At 54.0% G+C, this 25,177-nt stretch carries 25 protein-coding genes, 2 tRNA genes and 1 pseudogene; 11 read left to right on the top strand and 17 right to left on the bottom strand.

The annotated features are described in order from the left end of the window. Positions 1-64: 64 nt before the first annotated feature. The 4 genes from mgtE (at position 65) to RRV97_RS08270 (ending at position 3,445) form a co-directional block, all read left to right on the top strand. Positions 65-1,537, top strand: coding sequence for a magnesium transporter (gene mgtE, locus RRV97_RS08285; RefSeq protein WP_315611249.1), 1,473 nt, complete (start codon positions 65-67; stop codon positions 1,535-1,537). Between the two features lie 146 nt (positions 1,538-1,683). Next, the gene (gene thiE / locus RRV97_RS08280; protein ID WP_315611248.1) at positions 1,684-2,301 is read left to right on the top strand and encodes a thiamine phosphate synthase; all 618 of its coding nucleotides are present in this window, start codon (positions 1,684-1,686) and stop codon (positions 2,299-2,301) included. Positions 2,302-2,343: 42 nt separating this feature from the next. Further along, positions 2,344-2,538, top strand: a complete 195-nt coding sequence (gene thiS, locus RRV97_RS08275) for a sulfur carrier protein ThiS (RefSeq protein WP_315611247.1) — start codon at positions 2,344-2,346, stop codon at positions 2,536-2,538. Between the two features lie 118 nt (positions 2,539-2,656). Then, entirely contained in the window at positions 2,657-3,445 is a 789-nt protein-coding gene (locus RRV97_RS08270; protein WP_314596130.1) for a thiazole synthase, read from the top strand. A gap of 71 nt (positions 3,446-3,516) precedes the next feature. Here RRV97_RS08270 and RRV97_RS08265 read toward each other — a convergent pair whose 3' ends face one another. From RRV97_RS08265 to RRV97_RS08230, 8 genes are all read right to left on the bottom strand, one after another. After that, on the bottom strand, positions 3,517-4,278 hold the full coding sequence (locus RRV97_RS08265; RefSeq protein ID WP_315611246.1) for a uracil-DNA glycosylase family protein: 762 nt from the start codon (positions 4,276-4,278) through the stop codon (positions 3,517-3,519). Next, positions 4,272-4,715, bottom strand: coding sequence for a ribosomal protein S18-alanine N-acetyltransferase (gene rimI, locus RRV97_RS08260; RefSeq protein WP_315611245.1), 444 nt, complete (start codon positions 4,713-4,715; stop codon positions 4,272-4,274). The genes RRV97_RS08265 and rimI overlap by 7 nt, the downstream gene beginning before the upstream one ends. Beyond that, a complete protein-coding gene (gene tsaB, locus RRV97_RS08255) occupies positions 4,712-5,386 on the bottom strand; it encodes a tRNA (adenosine(37)-N6)-threonylcarbamoyltransferase complex dimerization subunit type 1 TsaB (protein WP_315611244.1) in 675 nt (224 codons plus the stop codon). The genes rimI and tsaB overlap by 4 nt, the downstream gene beginning before the upstream one ends. A gap of 97 nt (positions 5,387-5,483) precedes the next feature. Then, positions 5,484-5,876, bottom strand: coding sequence for a hypothetical protein (locus tag RRV97_RS08250; RefSeq protein WP_315611243.1), 393 nt, complete (start codon positions 5,874-5,876; stop codon positions 5,484-5,486). Beyond that, on the bottom strand, positions 5,877-7,043 hold the full coding sequence (locus RRV97_RS08245) for a beta-ketoacyl-ACP synthase III (RefSeq protein WP_315611242.1): 1,167 nt from the start codon (positions 7,041-7,043) through the stop codon (positions 5,877-5,879). Positions 7,044-7,062: 19 nt separating this feature from the next. Next, positions 7,063-7,308: a GNAT family N-acetyltransferase gene (locus RRV97_RS08240; RefSeq protein ID WP_254345353.1), complete on the bottom strand. Its 246-nt coding sequence runs from the start codon at positions 7,306-7,308 to the stop codon at positions 7,063-7,065. Between the two features lie 34 nt (positions 7,309-7,342). Beyond that, entirely contained in the window at positions 7,343-8,251 is a 909-nt protein-coding gene (locus tag RRV97_RS08235) for a dialkylrecorsinol condensing enzyme (protein WP_315611241.1), read from the bottom strand. 308 nt (positions 8,252-8,559) lie between these two features. Next, positions 8,560-8,635, bottom strand: a tRNA-Phe gene (locus RRV97_RS08230). A gap of 204 nt (positions 8,636-8,839) precedes the next feature. Between RRV97_RS08230 and RRV97_RS08225 the strand changes: the two genes are divergently transcribed. Further along, a complete protein-coding gene (locus RRV97_RS08225) occupies positions 8,840-9,400 on the top strand; it encodes a hypothetical protein (RefSeq protein WP_315611240.1) in 561 nt (186 codons plus the stop codon). 47 nt (positions 9,401-9,447) lie between these two features. Here RRV97_RS08225 and coaD read toward each other — a convergent pair whose 3' ends face one another. The 3 genes from coaD to RRV97_RS08210 form a co-directional block, all read right to left on the bottom strand. After that, the gene (coaD, locus tag RRV97_RS08220) at positions 9,448-9,960 is read right to left on the bottom strand and encodes a pantetheine-phosphate adenylyltransferase (protein ID WP_315611239.1); all 513 of its coding nucleotides are present in this window, start codon (positions 9,958-9,960) and stop codon (positions 9,448-9,450) included. A 106-nt stretch (positions 9,961-10,066) separates the two neighbouring features. Further along, on the bottom strand, positions 10,067-10,753 hold the full coding sequence (locus RRV97_RS08215; RefSeq protein ID WP_315117987.1) for a Bax inhibitor-1 family protein: 687 nt from the start codon (positions 10,751-10,753) through the stop codon (positions 10,067-10,069). Positions 10,754-10,915: 162 nt separating this feature from the next. Continuing rightward, the gene (locus tag RRV97_RS08210) at positions 10,916-11,191 is read right to left on the bottom strand and encodes an oxidative damage protection protein (protein WP_003682648.1); all 276 of its coding nucleotides are present in this window, start codon (positions 11,189-11,191) and stop codon (positions 10,916-10,918) included. 127 nt (positions 11,192-11,318) lie between these two features. Between RRV97_RS08210 and glnE the strand changes: the two genes are divergently transcribed. After that, complete coding sequence (gene glnE, locus RRV97_RS08205) at positions 11,319-14,003, top strand: bifunctional [glutamate--ammonia ligase]-adenylyl-L-tyrosine phosphorylase/[glutamate--ammonia-ligase] adenylyltransferase (RefSeq protein ID WP_315611238.1); 2,685 nt, start codon at positions 11,319-11,321, stop codon at positions 14,001-14,003. A gap of 106 nt (positions 14,004-14,109) precedes the next feature. Here glnE and RRV97_RS08200 read toward each other — a convergent pair whose 3' ends face one another. After that, on the bottom strand, positions 14,110-14,271 hold the full coding sequence (locus RRV97_RS08200) for a cell division protein (protein WP_314059133.1): 162 nt from the start codon (positions 14,269-14,271) through the stop codon (positions 14,110-14,112). On the opposite strand from RRV97_RS08200, the pseudogene RRV97_RS08195 reads away from it, so the two are divergent. Further along, positions 14,236-14,400: pseudogene (locus tag RRV97_RS08195) on the top strand (IS1595 family transposase); the annotation flags it as partial. The gene RRV97_RS08200 and the pseudogene RRV97_RS08195 overlap by 36 nt on opposite strands. A 38-nt stretch (positions 14,401-14,438) precedes the next feature. Here the strand turns inward: RRV97_RS08195 and RRV97_RS08190 are convergent. Continuing rightward, positions 14,439-15,866 (bottom strand): TIGR00341 family protein, encoded by a 1,428-nt coding sequence (locus tag RRV97_RS08190; RefSeq protein WP_070837033.1) that lies wholly within the window; start codon positions 15,864-15,866, stop codon positions 14,439-14,441. Between the two features lie 362 nt (positions 15,867-16,228). Here RRV97_RS08190 and RRV97_RS08185 point away from each other — a divergent pair, with 362 nt between their 5' ends. The 4 genes from RRV97_RS08185 (at position 16,229) to RRV97_RS08170 (ending at position 20,934) form a co-directional block, all read left to right on the top strand. Beyond that, positions 16,229-17,323: an FAD-dependent oxidoreductase gene (locus RRV97_RS08185; RefSeq protein WP_315611237.1), complete on the top strand. Its 1,095-nt coding sequence runs from the start codon at positions 16,229-16,231 to the stop codon at positions 17,321-17,323. 168 nt (positions 17,324-17,491) lie between these two features. Continuing rightward, positions 17,492-19,555 carry a glycine--tRNA ligase subunit beta gene (gene glyS / locus RRV97_RS08180; RefSeq protein WP_315611236.1) on the top strand — a complete coding sequence of 688 codons (2,064 nt, stop codon included), beginning with the start codon at positions 17,492-17,494 and terminating at the stop codon, positions 19,553-19,555. 164 nt (positions 19,556-19,719) lie between these two features. Beyond that, a complete protein-coding gene (apbC, locus tag RRV97_RS08175) occupies positions 19,720-20,799 on the top strand; it encodes an iron-sulfur cluster carrier protein ApbC (RefSeq protein WP_315611235.1) in 1,080 nt (359 codons plus the stop codon). Positions 20,800-20,858: 59 nt separating this feature from the next. After that, positions 20,859-20,934: transfer RNA gene (locus tag RRV97_RS08170), tRNA-Lys, on the top strand. 195 nt (positions 20,935-21,129) lie between these two features. On the opposite strand, the gene RRV97_RS08165 is transcribed toward RRV97_RS08170, so the two are convergent. The 4 genes from RRV97_RS08165 to RRV97_RS08150 form a co-directional block, all read right to left on the bottom strand. Continuing rightward, on the bottom strand, positions 21,130-22,383 hold the full coding sequence (locus tag RRV97_RS08165) for an ABC transporter permease (RefSeq protein ID WP_315611234.1): 1,254 nt from the start codon (positions 22,381-22,383) through the stop codon (positions 21,130-21,132). Continuing rightward, entirely contained in the window at positions 22,380-23,294 is a 915-nt protein-coding gene (locus RRV97_RS08160; protein ID WP_315611233.1) for an ABC transporter ATP-binding protein, read from the bottom strand. Before RRV97_RS08160 ends, RRV97_RS08165 begins: the two co-directional genes overlap by 4 nt. Positions 23,295-23,321: 27 nt before the next feature. Beyond that, entirely contained in the window at positions 23,322-24,065 is a 744-nt protein-coding gene (locus RRV97_RS08155; protein ID WP_315611232.1) for an SH3 domain-containing protein, read from the bottom strand. 81 nt (positions 24,066-24,146) lie between these two features. Continuing rightward, complete coding sequence (locus RRV97_RS08150) at positions 24,147-25,145, bottom strand: BtrH N-terminal domain-containing protein (protein ID WP_315611231.1); 999 nt, start codon at positions 25,143-25,145, stop codon at positions 24,147-24,149. Between the last annotated feature and the right edge of the window lie 32 nt (positions 25,146-25,177).

Here is a 25,177-nt window from a genome sequence, read left to right as displayed (position 1 = left end):
AGACACACAACAACCATAATCATCCCGCCGAAATGCCTCCCCGCGTCCGGCGGGCGGAGCATTTATGAGCATCGAACAAACCCCTCCGAATCTCGACCATACCCCCGACAATGAAGCGGTGGAAGACCGCATTTCTGACGATCGCATCTCTGACGATATCGACCGCATCCACGCCTTATGCGAAATCCTCGAGCCGTCCTTCGAACAAATTGAAGCAGGCGTGCCGATTGAAGACGAAAGCCTGCGCGACAAGTTCACCGAGCTGACCGTCCTCTTGGCCGAGCTGCACCCTGCCGACGTGGCCGCCGTCTTGGAATCCCTGCCGCCGCGCGAGCGTAACATCGTCTGGCTTTTGGTCGCCCCGGAAGACGACGGCGAAGTGTTGCTGGAAGTATCCGACGCCGTACGCGAAACGTTGATCGAGTCCATGGACAAAGACGAGCTGTTGGCCGCCGTCGATGATTTGGACGCAGACGAATTGGCAGAGCTGGCAGACGACCTGCCGCACCAAGTAGTGTACGAAGCGCTGCAAACGCGTGATGAAGAAGAACGCGAGCAGGTCAAAGCGGCGATGTCTTACGAAGACAACCAAGTCGGCGCGATTATGGACTTTGAATTGGTCAGCATCCGCGCCGATGTGGCGTGTGAGGTCGTGTTGCGTTACTTGCGCCGTTTCGACAGCCTGCCCGACCATACCGACAAGATTTTCGTAGTCGATGAAAACGACGTGTTGCAAGGCGTGCTGCCCATCCGCAAACTCTTGGTCGCCGACCCCGAAGACATGGTGGCGGACGTGATGGCCACCGATGTCGTGCGCTTCCGTCCCGAAGACGACGTGGAAGAAGCGGCGCAGGCGTTTGAACGTTATGACTTGGTGACCGCGCCGGTTGTCGATGAAAACAAAAAGCTGATCGGCAGGATCACCATTGACGAAATGGTGGACGTGATCCGTGAAGAATCCGAAGCCGACATGTTTAACATGGCCGGTTTGCAAGAAGAAGAGGACTTGTTCGCCCCAATTTGGGACTCGGTGAAAAACCGCTGGATGTGGCTCGCCATCAACCTGTGTACCGCCTTTATCGCCAGCCGCGTGATTGGCGCATTTGAAGGCAGTATCGAGAAAATCGTCGCACTGGCCGCGCTGATGCCCATCGTCGCCGGCATCGGCGGCAACTCCGGCAACCAAACCATCACCATGATCGTCCGCGCCATGGCAATGGGACAAATGACCAGCACGCAGGCAGGCCGCCTGCTGAAAAAAGAAGTCGGCGTCGCCCTCGTCAACGGCATTATTTGGGGCACCGTGATGGGCGTGATTTCATGGCTGCTCTACGGCAACATCGGCATCGGTCTGGTCATGGTGGCCGCGATGACCTTGAACCTTTTGCTGGCTGCGACCGTCGGCGTCCTCATTCCCGTTATGATGGACAAAGCCGGGCGCGACCCGGCATTGGGCAGCTCAGTGCTGATTACCGCAGTTACCGACTCCGGCGGCTTCCTGATTTTCTTGGGATTGGCCACATTGTTTTTGTTGTAACAACCTTTATCCCAATCAGCAAAAGGGTGGGTTTGTAACATCCTTCTTGATTGTTCAAAACCATTTGATAAGGCCGTCTGAAAACAAATATTATTCAGACGGCCTTTCTGATAACATGACAACAATTTTTCCGATTCGGAGCCGCCATGAATTTCCCGCCACTCAAATCCCCCCTGAAATTTTATGCCGTCGTTCCCACCGCCGACTGGGTCGAGCGCATGGTCAAAGCAGGTGCCGACACGGTGCAACTGCGTTGCAAAACCTTGCATGGCGATGAATTGAGACGTGAAATCGAACGTTGCGTCGCCGCCTGTCAAAACAGCGCAACCCAGCTTTTCATCAACGACCACTGGCGCGAGGCGATAGAAGCAGGTGCATACGGCGTACATCTCGGACAGGAAGACATGGACACTGCCGACCTTGCCGCGATTGAAGCCGCCGGTTTGCGCTTGGGCTTGAGTACGCACTCCGTCGCCGAACTCGACCGCGCCCTGTCCGTACACCCCAGCTATGTCGCCAGCGGTGCGATTTTTCCGACCACAACTAAACAAATGCCGACCGCCCCGCAAGGTTTGGACAAACTGCGCGAATACGTCAGACAGGCAGGCGGCACGCCCGTCGTTGCCATCGGCGGCATCGATTTGAACAATGCCGAAGCCGTACTTGCCACCGGCGTTTCCTCGCTCGCCGTCGTCCGCGCCGTGACCGAAGCGGAAAATCCCGAAGCGGTGGTTAAAGCGTTTCAGGCTTTGTGGGACCAATAAGGCCGTCTGAAAATAAGAAGTCTGACAAGAGGAGCAAACATCATGAAGATTATATTGAACAATGAAACCATTACATTAAACGGCACAACCATCGCCGACCTTATCTCCCAAACTTCGCCGCAAAAACCGTTTGCCGTTGCCGTCAATACCCAGTTTGTATCCAAAGGCGCGTATGCGGAAACGGTTTTGAACGAAAACGATAAAGTGGACATTGTGCGCCCCGTAGTCGGCGGATAAGAGATTTGTAATCAACAGGTCGGGTATTTGCGCCCGACTTTTTCCTGTTTGAATATCGGGCAGGGTTGCCCGATTGCCTTATGCTTAAAATCTAAAAAACAATACAAAGGAATCCATCATGTTTACCCTATACGGAGAAACTTTCCCTTCACGGCTGCTGCTCGGTACGGCTGCTTATCCGACGCCGGAAATCCTCAAGCAGTCTGTCCAAATCGCGCAACCGGCGATGATTACCGTTTCATTGCGCCGTGCCGGCAGCGGCGGCGAAGCGCACGGGCAGGGTTTTTGGTCGTTGTTGGAAGAAATGGGTGTGCCTGTGTTGCCCAATACCGCAGGTTGCCAAAGTGTGCAGGAAGCCGTGACCACTGCGCAAATGGCGCGCGAAGTGTTTGATACCGACTGGATCAAGCTTGAACTTATCGGCGACGACGATACCTTGCAGCCGGATGTGTTCCAACTCGTCGAAGCGGCGGAAATCCTGATTAAAGACGGCTTCAAAGTGCTGCCTTATTGCACTGAAGACCTGATTGCCTGCCGCCGCCTGCTTGACGTGGGTTGTCAGGCGTTGATGCCGTGGGCGGCGCCGATTGGCACGGGTTTGGGCGCAGTTCATGCTTATGCGTTGAAAGTCTTGCGCGAACGTCTGCCCGACACGCCGTTGATTATCGATGCTGGTTTGGGTTTGCCTTCGCAGGCGGCGCAAGTGATGGAATGGGGTTTTGACGGCGTGTTGCTGAATACCGCCGTTTCCCGCAGCGGCGATCCGGTCAATATGGCACGCGCTTTTGCGCTTGCGGTCGAGTCGGGTCGTCTGGCATATGAGGCGGAACCTGTGGAAGCGCGTGAGAAAGCGCGCGCCAGTACGCCGACGGTGGGTCAGCCTTTCTGGCATTCGGCGGAATATTGAAAAACATTAGGGCGTGTTGAACACGCCCTTTTTTATTGGTGGAAAACCTGATTTCAGGTTAAACAGAATGTTCAGACGGCCTTGGCCAAAAGCTGTTTCAATGGCTTTAAGATTTGCCATGCCTGCACTTTGAGTTGCGGCTGCATCAGCAGGCGGGCGGGGTGGGGAATGACGAAATGCGGCCGCTTCCCGCACAATTCGTTCATCAGTCCGATCATGTCGGGGCTGTCGAAGATTTTGCCGAGAAACAAGACTGCGCGCGCTTGCGAAGCGGTCAGCTCGTTTTGCATTTCGGCAAGCTCGGCGCGGATGTGTTCGGCATCGGGCAGGGCGGTGAACACGGGCGCGGTTTTGACCCATGCGGTTTTGTGCGCCTGCTCGGGTTTGAGGCCGATGGCGGCGAGGATGTTGTCGAGAAGCGTGCCGACGTCGCCGCTAAACAGCGTACCGTGCAGGCTGTCTTCGGTGGACGGGCAAATGCTGACCACCATGATTTCAGACGGCCTGATGGTTACGTCAAGACGGGGCAAATTGTCTGAATGCGCGGCTTTTTCTGTTTTTGCCGGTGTTTCGGCCATGGCTTTGGGAGCCGTTTCGGGAACGCGGACAGCAGGTTTGGCCGTTTGCGCAGTGGCGATGGCGGTGGTGCGTGCCTGATGGGCGCCTGCGGATAAAGTGCGCACGGCTTGCGCGGTATCGGCGGCAATGGTTTTGGGGCGGACGGGTGCGGCTGCGGCTTGAGGCGCGGCATGGATGATTTTGGCGTTTCGGTTCAGCCACATCGGGCCCAAGCCCAAGGCTTCGTGCAGGTGCAGGTAGCGGCTGCTTAACATGATTTCTCCATCAATACGGCATCTTCGCTGCCACCGTCGGGCAGGGCGTAGTAGTTTTTGCGGCGGCCGCAGGTTTGGAAACCGTGTTTGCGGTAGAGCTGTTGCGCGGTTTCATTGCTTGCGCGGACTTCGAGCAGCAATCGGGTTGCGTCTTGCCGTTGCACTGCGTTTTGCCAGTGTTGCAGCAGGGCGGACGCAATGCCTTGGCGGCGGTATTCGGGCGCGACGGCAATCAGGTGCAGTTCGGATTCGTCAAACACGGTTTGCCACACGATAAAGCCGGTAATTTGGTGGTCTGCCTGGCTGAGCCAAACGCTGTCGGGATGGTGTTGAACCGCCGATTCAAACTGCTGCGCCGTCCACGGCGAAGGATTGCCTTGTGCGTCGATGGTGGCAAGGGTGGGGCAGTCGGCAAGTACGGCTGGGCGCAGGTTCACGATTTGGCCTTTTGTTGGGCTTGCTCTTGCGCGGTCAGGGCAATTTTATTGCGGACGTAGAGCAGCTCGGCATGCGCCGCATCGGTGGCAACATAGCGGCTGCTGCGGGCAAGTTTGAGATAGTCGGCAGCGGTCGGTATATCGGCCTGACCGTCAAAAGGCGGTTTGTCGGCGAGGGCAAAGGCATTGCCGATGCCGCCGCTAGGCATTTTGTCCTCGGGCGCGGTAATGGCGGCGGCTTTGCCAACCGTGTAATCGCTCAAGCGGACGTGGTTTTGCGTATCAAACCATGCGTAGAACACTTCGCCCATACGCGCATCGGTGGCCGCCAGTACACAGCTTGATGGCGGCAGCAATGAAGCGGCGGCATCGAGGCAGGGAATGCCGATCATGGGCGTGTCAAACGGCGTGGCCAAACCTTGTGCAACCGCCGCGCCGATACGCAGGCCGGTAAATGCGCCGGGGCCCTGTGCATAAACGATGCAGCCCAAATCGGCGGCCGTGATGCCCGCTTCTTTAAAGAGGCGTTCGATTTGCGGCAGGATTTGTTCGGATTGCTTGGTGCCGACGTTTTCGTGAAACAGGCGGATTTCGCCTTGATGTTCCAATGCGATGGACAGAAAGGATGTGCTGGTGTCGATGGCGAGAGTCGGGCGGTTGTCGGTTGGCATGATGTTATTTTTTTAGAAGGATATGGGTTGCCATTATAGTGGAACGGCGAGGGGGAACAAAGCATTCAGGCCGTCTGAACATTCAGACGGCCTATTTTTATTCGGGCTTTTTCAGGCCTTCGATGTCGGTTTGGCAGGCATCGGCGTATTTTTGCAGGGTTTTGGCCGGTAGTTTGGCGAACACTTCGGGGCGGAAATGCCGGCGCAGCTGCCATTTCCATACGCCTGCCGCCATGGCCAAGCCGGTTTCATCATAACGGCAGCGGAACATATGGTAGTACAGCGGCGAATATTCGCCTTTTTCGACGGCTTCGCGCGCGGCCTGTGTTTGGGCATCGAGTTCGCACACCGCCATTTCGGTGGCGTAGGCTTCGTCCTGCCAACCGTTGCTGGTGGCCGCTTCGTAGTGGCCGTCGCGGGTGCCGTAGATGACTTTGCGGTGCCCGTGGTAGCTGGCGCTGTTGTCTTGAGGGATGTCGTCAATCTTCATTCAGACGGCCTTTACTGCTTCCAAAAGCATGAAACATGTTGAAAAACGACCGCTTTCCGGAACGTAACACAGGATTTTTTGGCCGTGTTCGATGGGGAAGGTGCGCATAAATTCTTCAAGGATGATGTAAATCGAGGCCGAACCCGTGTTGCCCTTGCTGTGCAGATTGGTAAACCATTTTTCCTGCGGAATGTCGAAGCCGATGTTTTTCAGGCCGTCTGAAAGGCGGTCGCGGAAAAAGCCGGAAGAGTAGTGGGGCAGGAACCAATCGATTTCTTCGGCGCGGATGCCGTGTTTGGCGGCGATTTGGGAGAGGGGTTTTTCCACCGTGTAGCGGACGATGTTTTCGTTCAGCAGTTTGACGTCCTGCTTGACCGCCATCAGGCTGTGGCGGCGTCCGTAATCGGCATCGGCGTGTTTCCAGCCTTCAAAGACTCCGTCGCGGAATTCTGCACCGGCATACATGCAGGGCGGCATTTCGTTGGCGTAGGAAAGCAGGTCTATCCAATGGATTTTCAGGCTGAGGCCGTCTGAATTGGGACGGTCGGACAGATACACCGCGCCTGCGCCGTCAGACAGCATCCAGCGCAAAAAGTCTTTTTCAAACCCGATTTCGGGGGACGCGTTTTCCAGTTTTTTATGGTCGGTTTCACTTTGAAACACTTCGCCGCGCATGACCGCCGAGGCGTTTTCGGAAGCAACGGAAACCGCATGTGCGTGTTCGCCAGTACGCACGGCGTTGTAGGCGTGTTTCATCGCCGCCATACCTGCCGCGCATACGCCTGCCATGCTGAACACTTCGCAAGGCGGCATATCCAGCAAGCCATGCACCATCACGCCGTGTCCAGGCATGGTTTGGTCGGGATAGGAAGTGGCGCAGGCCAGGCTGCCGACGGCTTCTGCAGGAACACCTTGGGCAAACAGGCCGTTGACCGCTTCGGCGGCTAGTTCGGCATTGGTGTGCGTCGTACGGCGGCTTTCGGGGTCGATGGCGTAATGTCGCGATAAAATGCCGTTGGAGCGCAAAATCATACGGCGCACGCGTGACGGTACATCGCCTGCCATGCCGAGGACGGCTTCCATTTCGTCATTGCCGATGGGGGCATTGGGCAAAAAGGCAGAAACGCGGTTGAGATAAACGTCTTTGAGTGTGTTATTCGATGTCATGATGTGTTTGTCAAAATAATCAACCGATAAACCGCGCCGCGTAGTCGCAGCTTGCAGTCAACGGGATGTGGTGTGCTTCGGCGTATTCCATCAGTGCGTCTACCAGCAGTTTGGCAATGCCGCGATGACGGAAGTTGGGCGAGACCTCGGTATGGTTTACGTCCCAGCCGCCGTTGTGTTCGGTATAGCTGATGTAGCCTGCTTCCAAACCGTCAATATCGATTTGAAAGCGACGGCGTTCGGGGTAGTGGATAACTTCGGGCATGATGGGTTCCTGGTTTGAGGCCGTCTGAAAAGTATTATCTGCCTGACGGTTGCGCATAATAGTCCGCCAGCTTTTTCAGACGGCCTTTAAGCAGCGGATGCAGCAGCTTTTTCAAAATCACGCTGACAGGCAAAACCACCAAAATCATCACCAATAAAAAGACGATGTAAAAGCACAGCAAGGCACGGCGCAAAAGCGGAGAAATCCTGCCTGCCGCCATCAAAAGCCTGCCCCAGACGAAGAAGCTGCGGCCGGCAGCGCGTTCGCTGAAAATCAGTTTTTCATTAACCGTCACTGCGCCCATGTTTTGAAACAGGGTTTCGTCCAAAGGCTGTTGGTTTAACAGCGTATCGCGTAATTTCGCACCAAACCGCGCCGCATCCGCCAATTCTTCTTCAGCAATGCCGGCGGAGGGCAGGGAGCGGAAATAGCGTTTGTCACCGGTCAGCATCCAGGCAGGCGTGGTAATGAAACTGGCCGCGCTGTTGCAGGCATCGATTTTTACGATGTTGCCGATGAGTTTTGCGCCGTTTTGTTTCAGCAAAGATTTCATTTTTTCCTGCGCGCCCAGCCACATATTGCGGCAGCCGATAAGCGTGATGACCGGTTTGCCGTCCAGCAGCCGGCGCGTTTCTTCGCGTTGCAAAAAGGCGGTCATCGGTTGCGAAGGAGAGAGGAACCAAACAGTGTAGGCAATGACCACCACATCGTAATCTTCGGATGGGATTTGCGGCGGCAGAATAGGAGCGGGTTTTAAATGGACGGTTTCAGGAAAGGTATCGAAAAAACGCCAAAACGGCCATGGAAACGGAAATGCCTGCTCCGGTACGATATTGACGCAATCGACCTGTATCCCGGCTGTTTGCAACGGTGCGGCAAAATTTCGAGCCAGGCTGGAGAGCTGCCCCGTTTGCGAGTAATGTACAATCAGCACTTTTTTCATTATCTTCCCTGCAATGAGTAAGTTATGGTTGGTTTGGACGGTATTATATAGTAAACCGACCGGCCTTGAACTTTATTCATATTCAGTATGTTCGCGAAGGTTTCAGCCGATTTGGATGGAAGCGCCGTATTTTGTCGGAATGGGGCGGTAAAGCGGATTTTTATGCCATGCCAACATGAACAACGGCCGTCTGAAATTTTTCAGACGGCCTTGTGTGGAAATCGGGACGCATGGTCTGGAACGGGATTTGCGCTAAGTATGGCGTGCAAATCGTATAGATAAAAAAATAACCGCTTCAAGGCGGTTGGTGGTGGCCAGAGGCGGAATCGAACCGCCGACACACGGATTTTCAATCCGTTGCTCTACCAACTGAGCTATCTGGCCTTCGCGTGTTTCGTTGCGAGATGTGAATTAAACCAAATTTCGTTGCCTTGTGCAAGCGTTTGTAGGCTTTATTTTTGAGGCGGTAAATTAAGATTTTGTTTTGTATTGAATTATTTTTCGTTTTAATTGGCGGTTTTTAAGTTTGCCGGTTTGATTTTCAGACGGCCTAAGATACAATCGGCTTTTTTGCTTTGGATTTATGCCATGCTGTATGTGTTTGTTCGTGATATGTGGGATGTTTTGCGTTTGCGCTATCGTTCGCCGGAGACGTATTTGTATTCGCCTTTGGTGATGGCGGCGGTGTTGCTGCTGTTGGGTGTGGTGAACGCGGCCAATATGTCGCCTTTGTTTGGCAGCGGCGCGGCGGCGGTGTGCCTGTCGGTGATTTTGGTGATGGTGAAATGGTTGGTGTTGAGCCGCTCGATGCGCAAGGTGCTGCATTATTACGGTGCGCCTCGGCTGCCTTTGTGGGGCTTTATTTTGGTGTCTGAGGCTTTGCTCTTGCCGCTGTTACTGGTGTTGTATGTGCCGGCGTTGGCTGCGTTTGCGCTGTTGTGGCAGGCTTGGGTGTTTGTGGTGCAGGTGCGCGGTTTGATGTGGATGGGGAATGCGACGGTAGGCCGTGTTTTAGTGGGTTATGTGTTGTATGGTATCGGCATGTTGTGCGTGGGTACGGTGATTTTGATGTTGTTTATTAACGCCGGTTGGTTGGACATGGAAACGTTAAAACAAAACCTGCAGGCGGTGATGTCTGCCCGTCAATAATCAATGAAATTTGGAAGGCCGTCTGAAATGTTCGGACGGCCTTTGTTTTATGTGTTTGTTTCGTGGTCTTGCAGGATTTTTTGATAGACGGGTTCGGGGAGGTAGCGGCCTATCATGTCGCGCCAGCCTTGTGGACCGACCAAACCTTTGACCATGGTGGAGGATACTTCGGCGATTTCGCGCGGCGGCATCAGGAAGACGGTGGAGATTTCGGGGGCGATGTCGCTGTTGATGTAGCGCATCGAGCGTTCGTATTCGTAGTCGGCGGCGGAACGGATGCCGCGGACGATGAAATTGGCGTTGGCCTCGCGGGCGTAATCGACCAAAAAGCGGTTTTCAAACACGCTGATGCGGACGTTGTGGAAGGGGTGGGTAATGGCATCGAGCATGGCGCGGCGTTCTTCTATGGTGTAGGTGCTGCGCTTTTCGGGATTGGTGCCGATGGCGACGATGAGTTCGTCAAAGAGGGATTGGGCTTCCTGTATCATCCACAGGTGACCGAGAGTGGGTGGGTCGAAGCTGCCTGCGTACACGGCACGGCGCGGAGTGGTCGTGGTCATTTTGGGTTGGGAATGGGGTTTGTGTGCGTTCAGGATAGGGGAGTTTGCCGGTGATGTCAAAAATCAAAAAGGCCGTCTGAAATTTCAGACGGCCTTTGCGGCTTGATCAGTCGTCACCGCTGAGAGAGATGAGGATTCTCAAGAGGCTGCTGAAAATATTGTAGATGGAGATGAAGATGGTCAGCGCCGCGCTGATGTGGCTGTCTTCGCCGCCGTCGATGACGGTACGCACCTGCCACATAATCATTAGGGAACTGAAGACAACGAAGCCGGCCGCGATGGTCAGGCTCAGGGCAGGGATGTTGAGGAAGATGTTGGCCACAACGGCAATCATGAGCACGATGGCACCGGCGCCGAGGAAGCTGCCGAGTTTGTTCATGTTCATTGTGGTGCGGCGTGCCATGGCGGACATGGTGAAGAATACACCGGCGGTCATGGCGGCGGCCGTACCGACGATTTGCGCGCCGTTGTTAATCGCCAGGGCGTATTGCAACATAGGGCTGATGGCAAGGCCCATACCGAAAGTGAAGATCATCAACAGGGCGACGCCGACGTTGCTGTAACGGTTTTTCTCGATCAGGAAGGTCATGCCGTAGAAGAAGCCGAAGAAGGCGGCCAGGGCAACATAGTATGAGCCGAATATGGCAAAAATGTTAAAGCCTGTTTTGGCGGAAAAGAATGCGCCGGCAATGGCAGGAATGAAAGACAGGCCGAGCAGGCGGTAGGTTTTTTGCAGGACGGTATTTTTGGCAACCGAGCCTTGCGAGGTATAGTCGTAAACGTCGTTTTGCATGGCGTTTGCTCCAGTGTGGATTGAAATGAATGAAATTTGGATTTTAACAGAGAATCATGGGTTTGTATGATTTATCTGTTCTATTTGTCTAATATGTGGGGCAATCGGGAATTTTAAAGGCCGTCTGAAAATTGGGTTTCAGACGGCCTCGGCGTTTAATGCTTATTTAGGCTCTTGCGGAACGTAGCCTTGTACGGCATCTGCGCCGTCGCCGAAGAAGTATTGTTCCATCTGCTGGGCGAGGTACTCGCGCGCGCGCGGATCGGCAAGGCTTAAGCGGTTTTCGTTGATGAGCATGGTTTGGTGGCGGGTCCAAGCCATCCATGCTTCTTGGGAAACGTTTTCAAAAATGCGTTTGCCCAGCTCGTTGGGCAGCGGCGGAAATTTCATGCCTTCGGCTTCTTTGCCGAGTTTGACGCAGTGAACCATACGGGTCATGGCGGTTTCCTTATGATGGGTTGCAAAGTTGGTATTTTAGCCGATTGCACGGATAGGGGAAAGCGTGGCTTTCAGACGGCCTGAAACCTTGCTATGATGGTCTTTTCTGTTTATTCAGGCAAAGATTATGAACCGCCTCGATACTGCCCGCCGTTATTCCCTTTTTCTCGCCCGCAACCTTGATTCAGGCAAACTCAAGCCCGAAATTTTCCTGCCCATGCTGGATAAGGTGTTGACCGAAGCGGATTTCCAAGCCTTTGCCGACTGGGACAAAATCCGCGCGGAGGAAAACGAGGAAGAGCTGGCACGGCAGTTGCGCGAGTTGCGCCGTTATGTGGTGTCGCAGATTATCGTGCGCGATATAAACCGCATCAGCGATTTAAACGAAGTAACCCGCACGATTACGCTGTTTGCCGATTTTGCCGTCAATACCGCGCTGGACTTTGCCTACGCCTATTATCGGGACATGTACGGCACACCGATCGGGCGTTATACCAAATCGCCGCAGCATTTGAGCGTGGTGGCGATGGGCAAGGCGGGCGGCTATGAGTTGAACGTGTCTTCCGACATCGATTTAATTTTTATCTACCCTGAATCGGGCGATACCGACGGCAGGCGCGAACGGAGCAATCAGGAATTTTTCACCAAAGTCGGGCAGAAACTGATTGCGCTGCTGAACGACATCACCGCCGACGGGCAGGTGTTCCGCGTCGATATGCGGCTGAGGCCGGACGGTGATTCGGGCGCGCTGGTGTTGAGTGAAACCGCGCTGGAGCAATATTTGATTACGCAGGGGCGCGAATGGGAACGCTACGCGTGGTGCAAAGGCCGCGTGGTCACGCCGTATCCGAACGACATCAAATCGCTGGTGCGCCCTTTCGTGTTCCGCAAATATCTGGATTACAGCGCGTATGAGGCGATGCGGAACCTGCACCGCCAAATCCGCAGCGAAGTCAGCAAAAAAGGCATGGCGGACAACATCAAACTCGGCGCGGGCGGCATCCGCGAAGTCGAATTTATCGCCCAGATTTTCCAGATGATACGCGGCGGACAAATGCGCGCGCTGCAACTGAAAGGCACGCAGGAAACGCTGAAGAAACTTGCCGAGCTGGGCATCATGCCGTCTGAAAACGTCGAAACCCTGCTTGCCGCCTACCGCTTCCTGCGCGATGTTGAACACCGCCTGCAATACTGGGACGACCAGCAAACCCAAACCCTGCCGACTTCGCCCGAACAGCAACAACTGCTCGCCGAAAGCATGGGTTTCGACAGCTACGCCGCTTTTTCAGACGGCCTCAACGTTCATCGAAACAAGGTCAATCAGTTGTTCAACGAAATCTTGAGCGAACCCGAAGAACAAACGCAAAGCAACAGCGAATGGCAATGGGCATGGCAGGAAAAACCCGACGAAGAGGAACGGCTAGGCCGTCTGAAAGAACACGGGTTTGATGCCGAAACTGTCGCCGCAAGGCTAGACCAAATCCGGCACGGCCATAAATACCGCCATCTCTCCGCACACGCCCAGCCCCGTTTTGACGCCATCGTGCCGCTGTTCGTACAGGCAGCGGCCGAGCAACCCAACCCGACCGATACGCTGATGCGGCTGTTTGACTTCCTCGAAAACATCAGCCGCCGCTCCGCCTATCTCGCCTTCCTTAACGAGCATCCGCAAACCCTGGCGCAACTGGCGCAGATTATGAGCCAAAGCTCATGGGTGGCGGCGTATCTGAGCAAATATCCGATTCTGCTGGACGAACTCATCAGCGCGCAGCTTTTGGATACAGCGTTCGACTGGCAAGCCCTCGCCGCCGCTCTTTCAGACGACCTCAAAGCCTGCGGCGGCGATACCGAAGCGCAAATGGACACCCTGCGCCGCTTCCAACACGCCCAAGTCTTCCGCCTCGCCGTCCAAGACCTCGCCGGACTGTGGACGGTAGAATCCCTTTCCGACCAACTCTCCGCCCTCGCCGACACCATCCTCGCCGCCGCCGTGTCGTGTGCGTGGGTGGATATGCCCAAAAAACACCGCGACACGCCGCAATTTGCCATTATCGGCTACGGCAAACTGGGCGGTAAAGAGCTCAGCTATTCCTCCGATCTCGACCTCGTCTACCTCTACGACGATCCCCATCCCGACGCAGGCGACGTGTACAGCCGCCTCGCCCGCCGCCTGACCAACTGGCTTTCCGCCGCCACCGGCGCAGGCAGCCTCTACGAAACCGACCTGCGCCTGCGCCCCAACGGCGACGCCGGCTTCCTCGCCCACAGCATCGCCGCCTTCGAAAAATACCAGCGCGAAAACGCCTGGACGTGGGAACACCAATCCCTCACCCGCGCCCGTTTTATTTGCGGTACGCCTGATGTTCAGACGGCCTTCGACCGCATCCGCACCGAAATGCTGACCGCCGAGCGCAACCCAACCGTTTTAGCAGGCGAAATCATCGAAATGCGCGAAAAAATGTTCCCCACCCATCCGCCGGTCGATAGCAACGTCAAATACGCGCGCGGCGGCGTGGTCGACGTCGAATTTATCGTCCAATACCTCATCCTTGCCCATGCCCGAAAATATCCGCAACTTCTCGACAACTACGGCAACATCGCTCTCCTGAACATCGCCGCCGACTGCGGCCTCATCGACAAAACCCTCGCCGAACAAAGCCGTACCGCCTACCGCTTCTACCGCCAGCAGCAACACAACACCAAACTGCGCGATGCCAAAAAAACCGAAGTAACGGACGAATTGCTGACCCACTACGGCAATGTGCGAAAACTGTGGCGGGAAGTATTCGGGGCAGAAGTGAAGTTCGGATAAGTAGCCATTTATCCGATTAAGGCATACTTTCGGGCATAAAAAAACGTTGTTTGGTGAACCTAATAAAAAGGCCGTCTGAAACTTTTCAGACGGCCTTTTATGGTATTTATTCTTCTTCCTCTTCCTGTTCTGCCTCTGCAAGTTTTTCAAGGAAGTTGCCTGCCAACCACAGTAAAGCGCCACTACCCGTAATGCCTGCTTTAATCCATAGGGCGGTATCTTCGACCCATTCGTAAATCCAGGCCAAAACTTTTGGTACCGCGTTCATATAATTCAAACCGAATGCCAAATCGATCGCAAATCTTTTCCGCTGTTCTTGAAAGAATGCGAATTTCGGTTTAACTTCGGCATACCGTCTCAACGGTTTAAAATCCTGCGGGATTGGTGTCGAATTTAGAGCTAATCTACGTTAGCCCCAAATATTTTGGAGAATGGCTATTTGTCCAAAACTTTAGCATTGACTAACAAGCGCACCGCTGTACCTTCATAACGCTGGTTCAACCACGCCTGTAAGCGTTCGTGATCTTTGGCAGGCAGAGGCTCCTTAAATTCGAGCGAGACCACGACGATATCGTTACTTATGTCTGCCTGTTTGTTTTGACTGCTTTCAGGTTGCTCCTGTGTAGTGGGTGCCGTTTGCGCTTTCTCCCAAACCAAGCCGCGTCCGACAACGATTTTTTCCGCTTCCGGATATTGGGCTTTTAATTCCTTGAGTACCGCAGCATCGTCAGCACCTGCAGTTTTACCTGCAAGCACGGTATCTATGTAGGCTTGTTGCTCTTTCAACTCATTTTGCTGCTGCGCCGAGTTGTTTCGGCTTGCCAGCAATTCTTCGATTTTAGCATCGTCCCCTCCCGCATAGACCACGTTGACCTTCGGCGCTTTCACACCTGACACTTCAAGGCTCTTCACCAATAAGGCAGAAATTTTCTCAGCATTGCCCGTTCCGTTGACAATCAGACCGACCATATTTTCTCTGTGGTTCAAAATCTTACGCAGCACGAAAAAACCTTCCTGTTGCTGTGCGGTGGCAATGGCGGAATTGGCTTTGGTGTTGAAGATCTCCTGACGCACCAGTCCTGATGCCATATAGCCGCTCGGAATCATCACAGCCAGTACGACGGCGGTAATAATGATACTTTGCAACCGGCGTTTGGATTCCGTTACCAACCCCCTGCGCGGCAGCTTGAGCAGCTTGGAAAACAACAAGGTCGAAAAAGCGATGAACACGCAGTTGATGGCAAACAGATAAAAAGCGCCGAAAAAAAATTGCCAGTTGCCATGAGCCAGTCCGTAGCCCGCGGTACACAGTGGCGGCATCAATGCGGTCGCAATCGCCACACCCGGTATGGCATTGCCTCCTTCTTTTCGGGTCTGCGCCACAATGCCCGCACTACCGCCGAAGAAGGCAATCAACACATCCCAAAGAGTCGGCTGAGTACGCGCCAAAAGCTCACTTTGCGCCTCTTTAAGCGGGGTTAACAGGAAATACAACGTAGCGGTAATCAAGCTGATGACGACAAATATAATAATATTGCGTGCCGCTTGGCGGATCAGCGTAGTATCGCCGACCGCCAAACCATAACCCATACCGACTATCGGCCCCATCAACGGCGAAATCAACATTGCGCCGATCACTACCGCCGTGCTGTTGACATTCAGACCGATACTCGCCACAGCAATGGCAAATATCAATACCCACATATTGGTTCCGGACACCCGAGTATTGGCACGAATGACGGAATCGATTTTGTCAGGATGAGCTTGGTCATGTGCAAGATTGAACACATCTTGCAACTTGGTCATGGCAACGTTGTCTGCTACTTCCTGTTTTTTACTATTTTCTTGTTCTAGTTCTTGCATGTTCTTACCTTTATGCCGAGGATAAATAACGTACTGCCCAAGCTTTTCATTATTATTCCTTATAAAATTAAATGTGTGCATCAAAGCCAATCAGCGGGGCAATGATGCTGAGTGAACGTGAATATATCAAAAGATGGCATTATAGTAGGTTTTATATTAAGGAAGATATTTCTTATAAAAGCAGATTGGCAGCTTGAAGCGGTTAACTGTCGGACGCGGAGGGAAAATTTTTGTTTACTTATTACTGATTTAGCTTGAGCATAATCTGCAAAAACTGTTCTCATTTTCCATCGATATTGTGATACAGCCAAACAAGTTCTAAAATATGCACTCATTTATGTATTAAAAACAAGGAGAAACTGATGCCTAAGATTGCGGTACTCGGCGGCGGCCTTTCCGGTCGCCTTATTGCGTTCCAATTGGCGGAGCAGGGTGTGTCGGTAGAGTTGTTTGAGAAAGGCGAACGTAACGGCGCACAAGCCGCAGCCTATGTTGCCGCCGCCATGCTGGCGCCTTCTTCCGAGGCGGTGGAGGCAACGCCTGAAGTCATCCGTTTGGGCAGGCAGAGTTTCGCGCTGTGGCGCGGTATTTTAGGCCGTCTGAACACGCCGGTGATGATGCAGGAAAAAGGCAGCCTGATTGTTTGGCATACACAGGACAAGCCGCTTTCTGCCGAGTTTGTCCGTCATTTGAAGCGCGGCGGCGTGCCGGAACACGAAACCATACGTTGGAACGCGGACGAAATCGCGGCCAACGAGCCGCAACTGGCAGGGCGGTTTTCAGACGGCCTGTATCTGCCGGCGGAAGGACAGTTGGACGGACGGCAGGTATTGAATGCGCTGGCCGATGCTTTGGCGTCGATGAATGTGCCTTGCCATTGGTCGTGCGAACGCGAAGTCGAAGATTTGGCGGTGCAATACGATTGGGTTATCGACTGCCGCGGTTATGGTGCAAAAGCAGCGTGGAACAGGCCGTCTGAAAGCCAATTGCGCGGCATACGCGGCGAAGTGGCGCGCGTTTACGCACCCGAAGTCGAGCTGTCCCGCCCCGTGCGCCTGCTGCATCCGCGCTATCCTTTGTATATCGCGCCGAAGGAAAACCATATTTTTGTGATTGGTGCGACCCAAATCGAAAGCGAAAGCCAAGCGCCGGCAAGCGTGCGTTCCGGTTTGGAACTTTTGTCCGCCCTGTACGCCGTGCATCCGGCATTTGGCGAAGCGAACCTTTTGGAACTGGCCACCGGCCTGCGCCCGACGTTAAACCACCACAATCCCGAAATCCGCTTCAACCGCGAACGCCGCCTGATTGAAGTCAACGGCCTGTTCCGCCACGGCTTTATGATTTCCCCGGCCGTGACCGGCGCGGCCGTGCGTTTGGCCGGTGCGCTGTTTGCCGGAAGCGACATTCCCGAAAGCGACGAAACCAGTGGTTTGCCGTATATCCGCGCTGCGAATTGAAGCCGTTGCGGACGAAGTTGCTTGAAAATCGGGCAAATTGTTTGTGAAAGACAGCCACAGGCCGTCTGAAAATGATAAAATCGCCGTCAATTCAATCAACCTTGCGTCTGAAAACCGCATGATGCCGTTTTCAGACGCCAAACCAATTTCCTATTTAACGATAAGCACATGACAACCCAAACCCTCTTAATCGAACTTCTCACTGAAGAACTCCCGCCAAAGGCCCTCAATAATTTGGGCAACCATTTTGCCGCTTCCGTTGCCGAAGGCTTGGAAAAGGCGCAACTGATTGACGGCGCAGCCGAATACACTGCCTACGCTTCTCCGCGCCGCTTGGCCGTTCAAGTTAAAAACGTGAAGGCCGTTCAAGCCGATCAAAAAATCGTGAAAAAAGGCCCGGCTGTGGCGAATGCCATGAAAGACGGTGCGCCGACTAAGGCTTTGGAAGGTTTTGCACGCGGTGCGGGTGCGAAAATCGAAGACCTGACCATCGTCCACGACGGCAAGCAAGACGTGTACGCCTACGAATACGTCCAAACCGGCAAACCCTTGGGCGAGCTTTTGGAAGACATCATCAATGCCGCAGTGAAAAAACTACCGATTCCTAAAGTCATGCGTTGGGGCAGCAGCACATTCACCTTCGTGCGCCCTGTACACAGCCTGATCGTGCTGCACGGCGGCGACATCGTCAACGTCAGCGTTTTGGGCCTGCAAAGCGGCAACAAAACGCTGGGGCACCGCTTCCTCTCCAACGGCGAAATCGCCATCGAAAACGCCGACAGCTACGCCGCACAAATGCGCGAACAAGGCAAAGTCGTCGCTTCGTTTGCCGAGCGCAAAGCCGCCATTCAGACGGCCTTGAACGAGCAGGCAGGCCGTCTGAACGCGACCGTTGCCGCCGATGAAGCATTGTTGGACGAAGTGACCGCATTGGTCGAATGGCCTGTGGTATTGGAAGCCGGTTTTGAAGAACACTTCCTCGCCGTACCGCAAGAATGCTTGATTTTGACCATGCAGCAAAACCAAAAATACTTCCCGCTGCTCGACCAAAACGGCAAGTTGATGAACCGCTTCCTGCTGGTGTCCAACCTGCAAACCGAAGATCCGTCACACATCATTCAAGGCAACGAACGCGTTTTGCGCGCGCGCCTGTCTGATGCCGAGTTCTTCTACAAACAAGACCAAAAAGCGACTTTGGAAAGCCGTCTGCCGAAATTGTCCAACGTGGTTTACCACAACAAAATCGGTTCGCAAGCCGAGCGCATCGAACGCCTGCAAAGCATCGCCGCCCATATCGCCAAAGCATTGGGCGCGGATGCCGCCGCAGCCGAACGTGCCGCACGTTTGGCCAAAGCCGACTTGGTAACCGAAATGGTCGGCGAGTTCCCAGAATTGCAAGGCACCATGGGCAAATACTATGCCTGCTTGGACGGCGAAACCGAAGAAATCGCCGAAGCCGTCGAGCAACACTACCAACCGCGTTTTGCCGGCGACAACCTGCCGAACGGCAAAGTGGCCACTGCCGTTGCGCTGGCCGACAAGCTGGAAACCTTGGTCGGCATTTGGGGCATCGGCCTGATTCCGACCGGCGACAAAGATCCATACGCCCTGCGCCGCGCCGCCTTGGGTATTTTGCGGATGCTGATGCAGTACGGTTTGGATGTAAACGAACTGATTCAGACGGCCTTCGACAGCTTCCCCAAAGGTTTGCTTAACGAAAAAACGCCGTCTGAAACCACCGACTTCATGCAGGCACGTTTGGCCGTGTTGCTGCAAAACGATTATCCGCAAGACATCGTTGCCGCCGTACTCGCCAAACAGCCGCGCCGTTTGGATGATTTGACCGCCAAACTGCAAGCCGTTGCCGCGTTCAAACAGCTGCCTGAAGCCGCCGCATTGGCCGCCGCCAACAAACGCGTGCAAAACCTGCTGAAAAAAGCCGATGCCGAGTTGGGCGCGGTTAACGAAAGCCTGCTGCAACAGGACGAAGAAAAAGCTCTGTACGCCGCCGCTCAAGGTTTGCAGCCGAAAATCTCCGCCGCCGTTGCCGAAGGCAATTTCCAAACTGCTTTGTCCGAACTGGCTTCCGTCAAACCGCAAGTCGATGCCTTCTTCGACGGCGTGATGGTGATGGCCGAAGATGCCGCCGTGAAACAAAACCGTTTGAACCTGCTGAACCGCTTGGCAGAACAAATGAACGCAGTTGCCGACATTGCGCTCTTGAGCGAATAAGGCCGCGTTTCAGTTGACCCGCTTTTCAGGCTGCCCGATGATTCAGGCAGCCTGAAGTTTTTCGGGCGTATCCCTTACATGGCGTTCAAGGGTATAATTCAGCAGATTTGTCAGGCAGGCAAATCGCGCACATCAAACAATTTCCCACATTCAAGAGGCAGATTATGAATATTCCAGCCATCCGAACCGCACTCGATGCCGTGTTGATTCCCACCACAATACGCACTTTGGGCAGCGAAAAAGCCGTTTCGCTTCTGGAAGAGCGTTCAGACGGCCTGCATATCGGCCTGAAATTTGCGTTCCCGGTTGCCCATATTGCCGCAGACATTGCCAACGCCGTTCAAGAAGCCGTCATTTCGCATACCGGCGAGGCCCACATTCACTTGAGTATCGATACCGAAATCGGTACGCATAAAGTCCAACCCGGCGTAGCAACCATCAAAGGCGTGAAAAACATCATCGCCGTTGCATCCGGCAAAGGCGGCGTCGGCAAATCAACGACCACAGCCAACCTTGCCACCGCAATGGCCAGAATGGGCGCGCGCGTCGGCGTACTCGATGCCGACCTGTACGGCCCAAGCCAGCCCACCATGCTCGGCGTACAAGACCGCAAACCCGATCAACAAAACAAAAAACTCATTCCTGTTGAAGCCGAAAGCGGCATTCAAGTGATGTCCATCGGTTTTCTGGTCGATACCGACCAAGCCGTCGTTTGGCGCGGCCCGATGGTCAGCCAAGCCTTGCAACAACTTATGTTCCAAAGCGAATGGGACAATGTCGATTATCTCTTCATCGACCTGCCGCCCGGTACCGGCGATATCCAATTGACCCTGTCGCAAAAAATCCCCGTGACCGGCTCCGTTGTCGTCACCACGCCGCAAGACATCGCCCTGATTGATGCACGCAAAGCCGTGGATATGTTCAACAAAGTCAATATTCCGATTTTGGGCGTTTTGGAAAACATGTCTGTCCATATTTGCACCAACTGCGGCCATGCCGAAGCAATCTTCGGCGCAGAAGGCGGCAAAAATTTGGCAGAGCGTTTGAATGTACCGTTGCTCGGCCAACTTCCATTGAGCCTGCCTGTACGCGAAGCCATGGACAGCGGCACATCTTCAGCCTTGTTTGAAAACAACCAAACCATCGCCGACATCTACACCGAAGCCGCCTTCCAAATCGCACTGGCCATTGCCGATAAAGGCAAAGACTTCAGCAGCCGCTTCCCAAAAATCGTCGTCGAATAAAAAAGTTTAAAAAAGGTGTTGACAGCTGTGCGCCCCGTCTCTATAATGCACAGCTTATCGGGTCGTTAGCTCAGTCGGTAGAGCAGCGGACTTTTAATCCGTTGGTCGAGCGTTCGAATCGCTCACGACCCACCAAATATAAAAAACCTGCTTTGAAAAAAGCAGGTTTTTTTGCGTTTGGATTTTAGTATTTTGTTGAGCATATTTTGTTATTGAAACAATCCATAGCACATCAAACTTCAGGCCGTCTGAAAATATCTTTCAGACGGCCTGAAGTTTTATAGGAATGGTTTTGAGAAATAAGTTTGTCTACCTAGGGCAGACAAACGTTTAAAACCTAACCTGCGTCTGCAACTGCCTACGATAAACCAATACGGCAGCAGTCAGTGTGGCAAAAGAGAACGCAGACAGTAGAAGCAGATAACGGCCAATTCCGTCCAAGCCGCTACGGTTGAGCAGCAGTTCTTGAAAAGCTTTCAAGCCCCAAGCCATTGGGGAAATCCAAGTGAGTTGTTGCATGGTTTCGGGCATGACGTGTGCAGGCACCATAATGCCGCCGATTGCCGCCATCAGGATAATGCCGCCGCCGCCGAGGACGACGGCGTGTTCGGTGGATTTGGCGCAGACGCTGATTAATAGCGCGTAGCCGAGTGCGGCGGCGCTGACGGCGGCGGACAACAGCGCGTAGGGAACAAGGCTGCCGTTGAGTATGAGGGCGGGCACGCCGATTTCGGGCAGCAGGTAGCGGCCGAGCAGCAGCATTCCGACAAATTGGAGCTGGTTAATCAGGAAATAGGGGACGAGTTTGGTGGCAATCAGGCCGGACGCGGAGGCGCGGGCGAGACGAAGGCGGGTGATGGTGTTGGTCTGGCGTTCCAGCGCCATGACGTTCGACAGCGGTATCATGATGAAAAACATACCGAAAATCAGCCATGCAGGTACGCTGTGCTGTACGGCGTTGGGTTTTTCCACCGTGCCGCTACCTGCGCTCAGATAGTGTTCTTCCAGCATTTTGTTATCTAAAAAGCTGCGCACGGCGGCGAATTGTTCGTCGTTTTTTTCATCCACTTTTTTCTGGATGTCTTTGCGGATGGAGCGGGGCAGTTTTTTATTGTCGATTTTGATGCCGTCGTTGTTGTCGAAATAAGCGTCCAGCCGCGTTTCGGTGTAGTGCTGCTGCAAAACGCCTTTAACCGCCGCCAGCCATGAAGGCTCGGTATCGGGCGGTACATAGATTTGCAGGGCTTTGTTGTCGGCGATTTTACCGGAAGCGGGGTTCGGGTTGTGCAGCACCAGTTGGAAACGTTTGTCGTGCAGGCCGTTTTGCGCGTCGGTCAGTTTTTCAGACGGCATCAGCGTAACATGAATCTGCTCTTTTTCCAGCGCGGCGGCCAGCGCGGTATTGACGCTGTCGTCTGTCGCGCCGACCAGCGCGATGCGGCTGTCGGTGTGCGGATCTTGGTCACGGCTCAGCGCCAACGACATAATCAGCATGAAGGCGATGGGCATCACAAACAACACGGCCAAACCGTGCAGGTCGCGGCAGAGCAGTTTGAGTTCTTTGAGGAGGGAGGAAGTCGTCATTGTGGATTTTGCTTATCTGTTGCTGGCTCGTCTTTGCGCAGGAAATCAAGGTAAAACGTTTCCAGCGAACCGTGTCCCTGCTGGAAGTAGCGGATTTGCGCGCCGCTTTGTTGCAGGGCGGCGTAAACGGCGGCGGCATCGTGCGCCGTTTCCATCATGCCGCGGCTGTCCACTTGTTTGGCACCCAACGCAGCCAGCGTCTGAGGCGGCAGCGGCGGTTCGACGGTAAAGCGCACGACACCGGTTTGCGTGCTTAAGAGCTCATCCAAACCGCCGTGGTACACCAGCTTGCCGTGTTGCAGCAGCGCAATTTTGCCGCAAAGCTGTTCGATTTCCGACAGATAGTGCGAGGTGTAAACCACCGTTACCCCCTGCCGCGTCAAATCCGCCACGCTGTCGAGGATAAAGCGGCGCGACTGCGGATCGATGCCAACCGTGATTTCGTCGAGGAACACCAGCTGCGGCGTATTAATCAGACCGATGGCAAAATTCAGACGGCGTTTAAGCCCGCCCGAAAGATGCTTTGCCGCCTTGTTTTTGTGGGCGGTCAGGTCGGTCTGTTCCAACAGCGTGTTCAGACGGCCTTTGTCGCGTACTTTGTAAAGCGAGGCGAAAAACAGCAGGTTGTCCCACACAGAAAGCTGCGGATAAAACGCGAAATCCTGCGGCACCAAACCGATTTTCTGCCGCTCGCTGCGGCCCAACAGGCGCAAAGGTTTGCCGTCAAACAAAATTTCGCCCTGCCGTACTTCCTGCAAGCCGGCCAAAAGCGACATCAGCGTCGTTTTCCCCGCACCGTTGTGACCGAGCAGCCCCAAACATTCGCCGTCTGCAATGTCGAACGACACATTGTCCAGCGCGGCGGTTTCGGCTTTGGGATAACGGTGGGAGAGGGATTGGATTTGAATCATGGTTTCAGACGGCCTTTCGAGCGATATTTAAATCGCAGCATTCCATAAATAGCGGCGCTGGAATTTGCCGTCCTTAAATATAAAGCAGACATCGAAACTACCGGCTCCCGAACTTTGTCTGCCGAACAGATAAAGCGTCTTGTCGGTGTGGCGGTAATAGGCTTCCCAGCGTTGATATACATTGCTGCCGCGTGCGGTGGAGGCAAAATCGGGCGAGAACAGTCCTTGCAGTTCGGCAGCGGGAACCGCTTGACCGTTTAGCGTGATACGTTCAAGCGCGAACACGCTTTTGGGAATGTCGTAGTCTGTACCATAGAAAGGTTTGCCTTGATAGAGCCGCGCGGTGTATTTGTCTTTGTTGATGCCCGAGAAGTCGCTGAGTTTTGGATGGATGCGGCGGGCAACGATGTGTACCGTTTGTCCGCTACCGGACAAAGTCAGAGTATCGTCGCGACCGGATTGTTCGCGCAGGCGGACGAAGTTTTTGTCAGCGGCGGGAAATATCAGACGGCTGTAATGGATGAAACCGTAGTCTTCTGCGGCAGGTTGTTGCAGCTGGGCAGTACAGAAAGTCAAACTGCCTTCGCCGCCATCACCCAAACATTTCAACGGCGTACCGTTGGGAATTTTTGCTAAGACTTTGGCATTCAAATCGGGGCTTTCGCGTAAGTTGGTGTGTCCGTCGGCATCATGCACCAAGGCAAAGCCGTTCGGCGGCGCAGCATGGGTTAGGGCGGAACACAATAATAGGAGTGTGGCTAAGTAACGCATTTTTATCTTTTCTTTGAGTTTTCAGACGACCTGATTTCAAAACGGTGCGCGGCGGATTGAGTTATGCCGCATGATTCCCCATTATTTCAACAATCCCCGCCACAACGCTTCTTCATCATCCGCAATCTTGCGCAAAAATGCGGCGATTTCGCGGCAGCCATTTTCGGACGGTTTTTTGCACTGCTTCACGCACATGGCTGCGAATTGGCGCCATTGGTCGCCGATGGCGGTCATTTGTTCCGAGGCCGTCTGAAACGCAGGTTCGTTGCAGATATGGGCGGCTTGTTCGAGGAAGTAGGCGTAGATATAGCGGAAACCTGCGCCGCCGGTGCCGATTTCTTCCTGCATCCGCACGAGATGGCCGAGAAACAGTTTTTGGTATTTTTCATTTCGTTTGGCGGGCAGGGCTTCGATGTTTTTTGCCAACGTGCGGATGCCTTTTACGCCGACGAAAAAAACGGGCGGGAGCATTTGTTTGGCGTTTTTGCGTATGGCTTTGCGGATGATGGCGGGCAAGTCTGCCATGATTTGTTCAGACGGCCTGTTGTCTTCCAAGGTGTACATCATACCTTTTGCCGCCAATACGCCTTTGGCAAAGCGCGCCCGTTGCAAATCTTCGGTGGCGCAGCGTTGTACGGTTTCAAATACGGGGTCGCTGATGAGGTAGTCGTTGCCGTCTTTGCCGTACACTAAAAGATTGTGTGCGTTGAAATGGAAGCGCATTTGCGGCGGGAAGTAGGGCAGCCAGAAGACGGAGGTTTGCAAACCGGCCAGTTTGCCTGAAGACAGCGCGGCATCCAATGCGGCTTGTCCGCTTTGTGCGTCGGAAAATTTGCGGACGGATAATTTCAGCCCCAATGCTTTGCAGGTGTTTTTGATGATGCTGCGTGGCGCGGTACGGTAGGAAACCAGCGGCATGCCGTTTAATTTGATCAGCGGCATCCAGACAAACGTCAGCGCGTGGGCAATGCCGAAAATCATGGCTTCGTCTAAATTGTGGCCATGGTATTTGAGCAGGGTGGACATCACACCGCTTTCGCAATGGGCAGTATGCTGGTGTGGAAATTCTTGTGTGGTCATAAAGTTATTGGTTTTCGTGCAATGTTTTCAGA

Source organism: Neisseria sp. DTU_2021_1001991_1_SI_NGA_ILE_055 (assembly GCF_032342915.1).
Lineage (GTDB): Bacteria > Pseudomonadota > Gammaproteobacteria > Burkholderiales > Neisseriaceae > Neisseria.
This window is presented reverse-complemented; position numbering and strand designations above follow the sequence as displayed.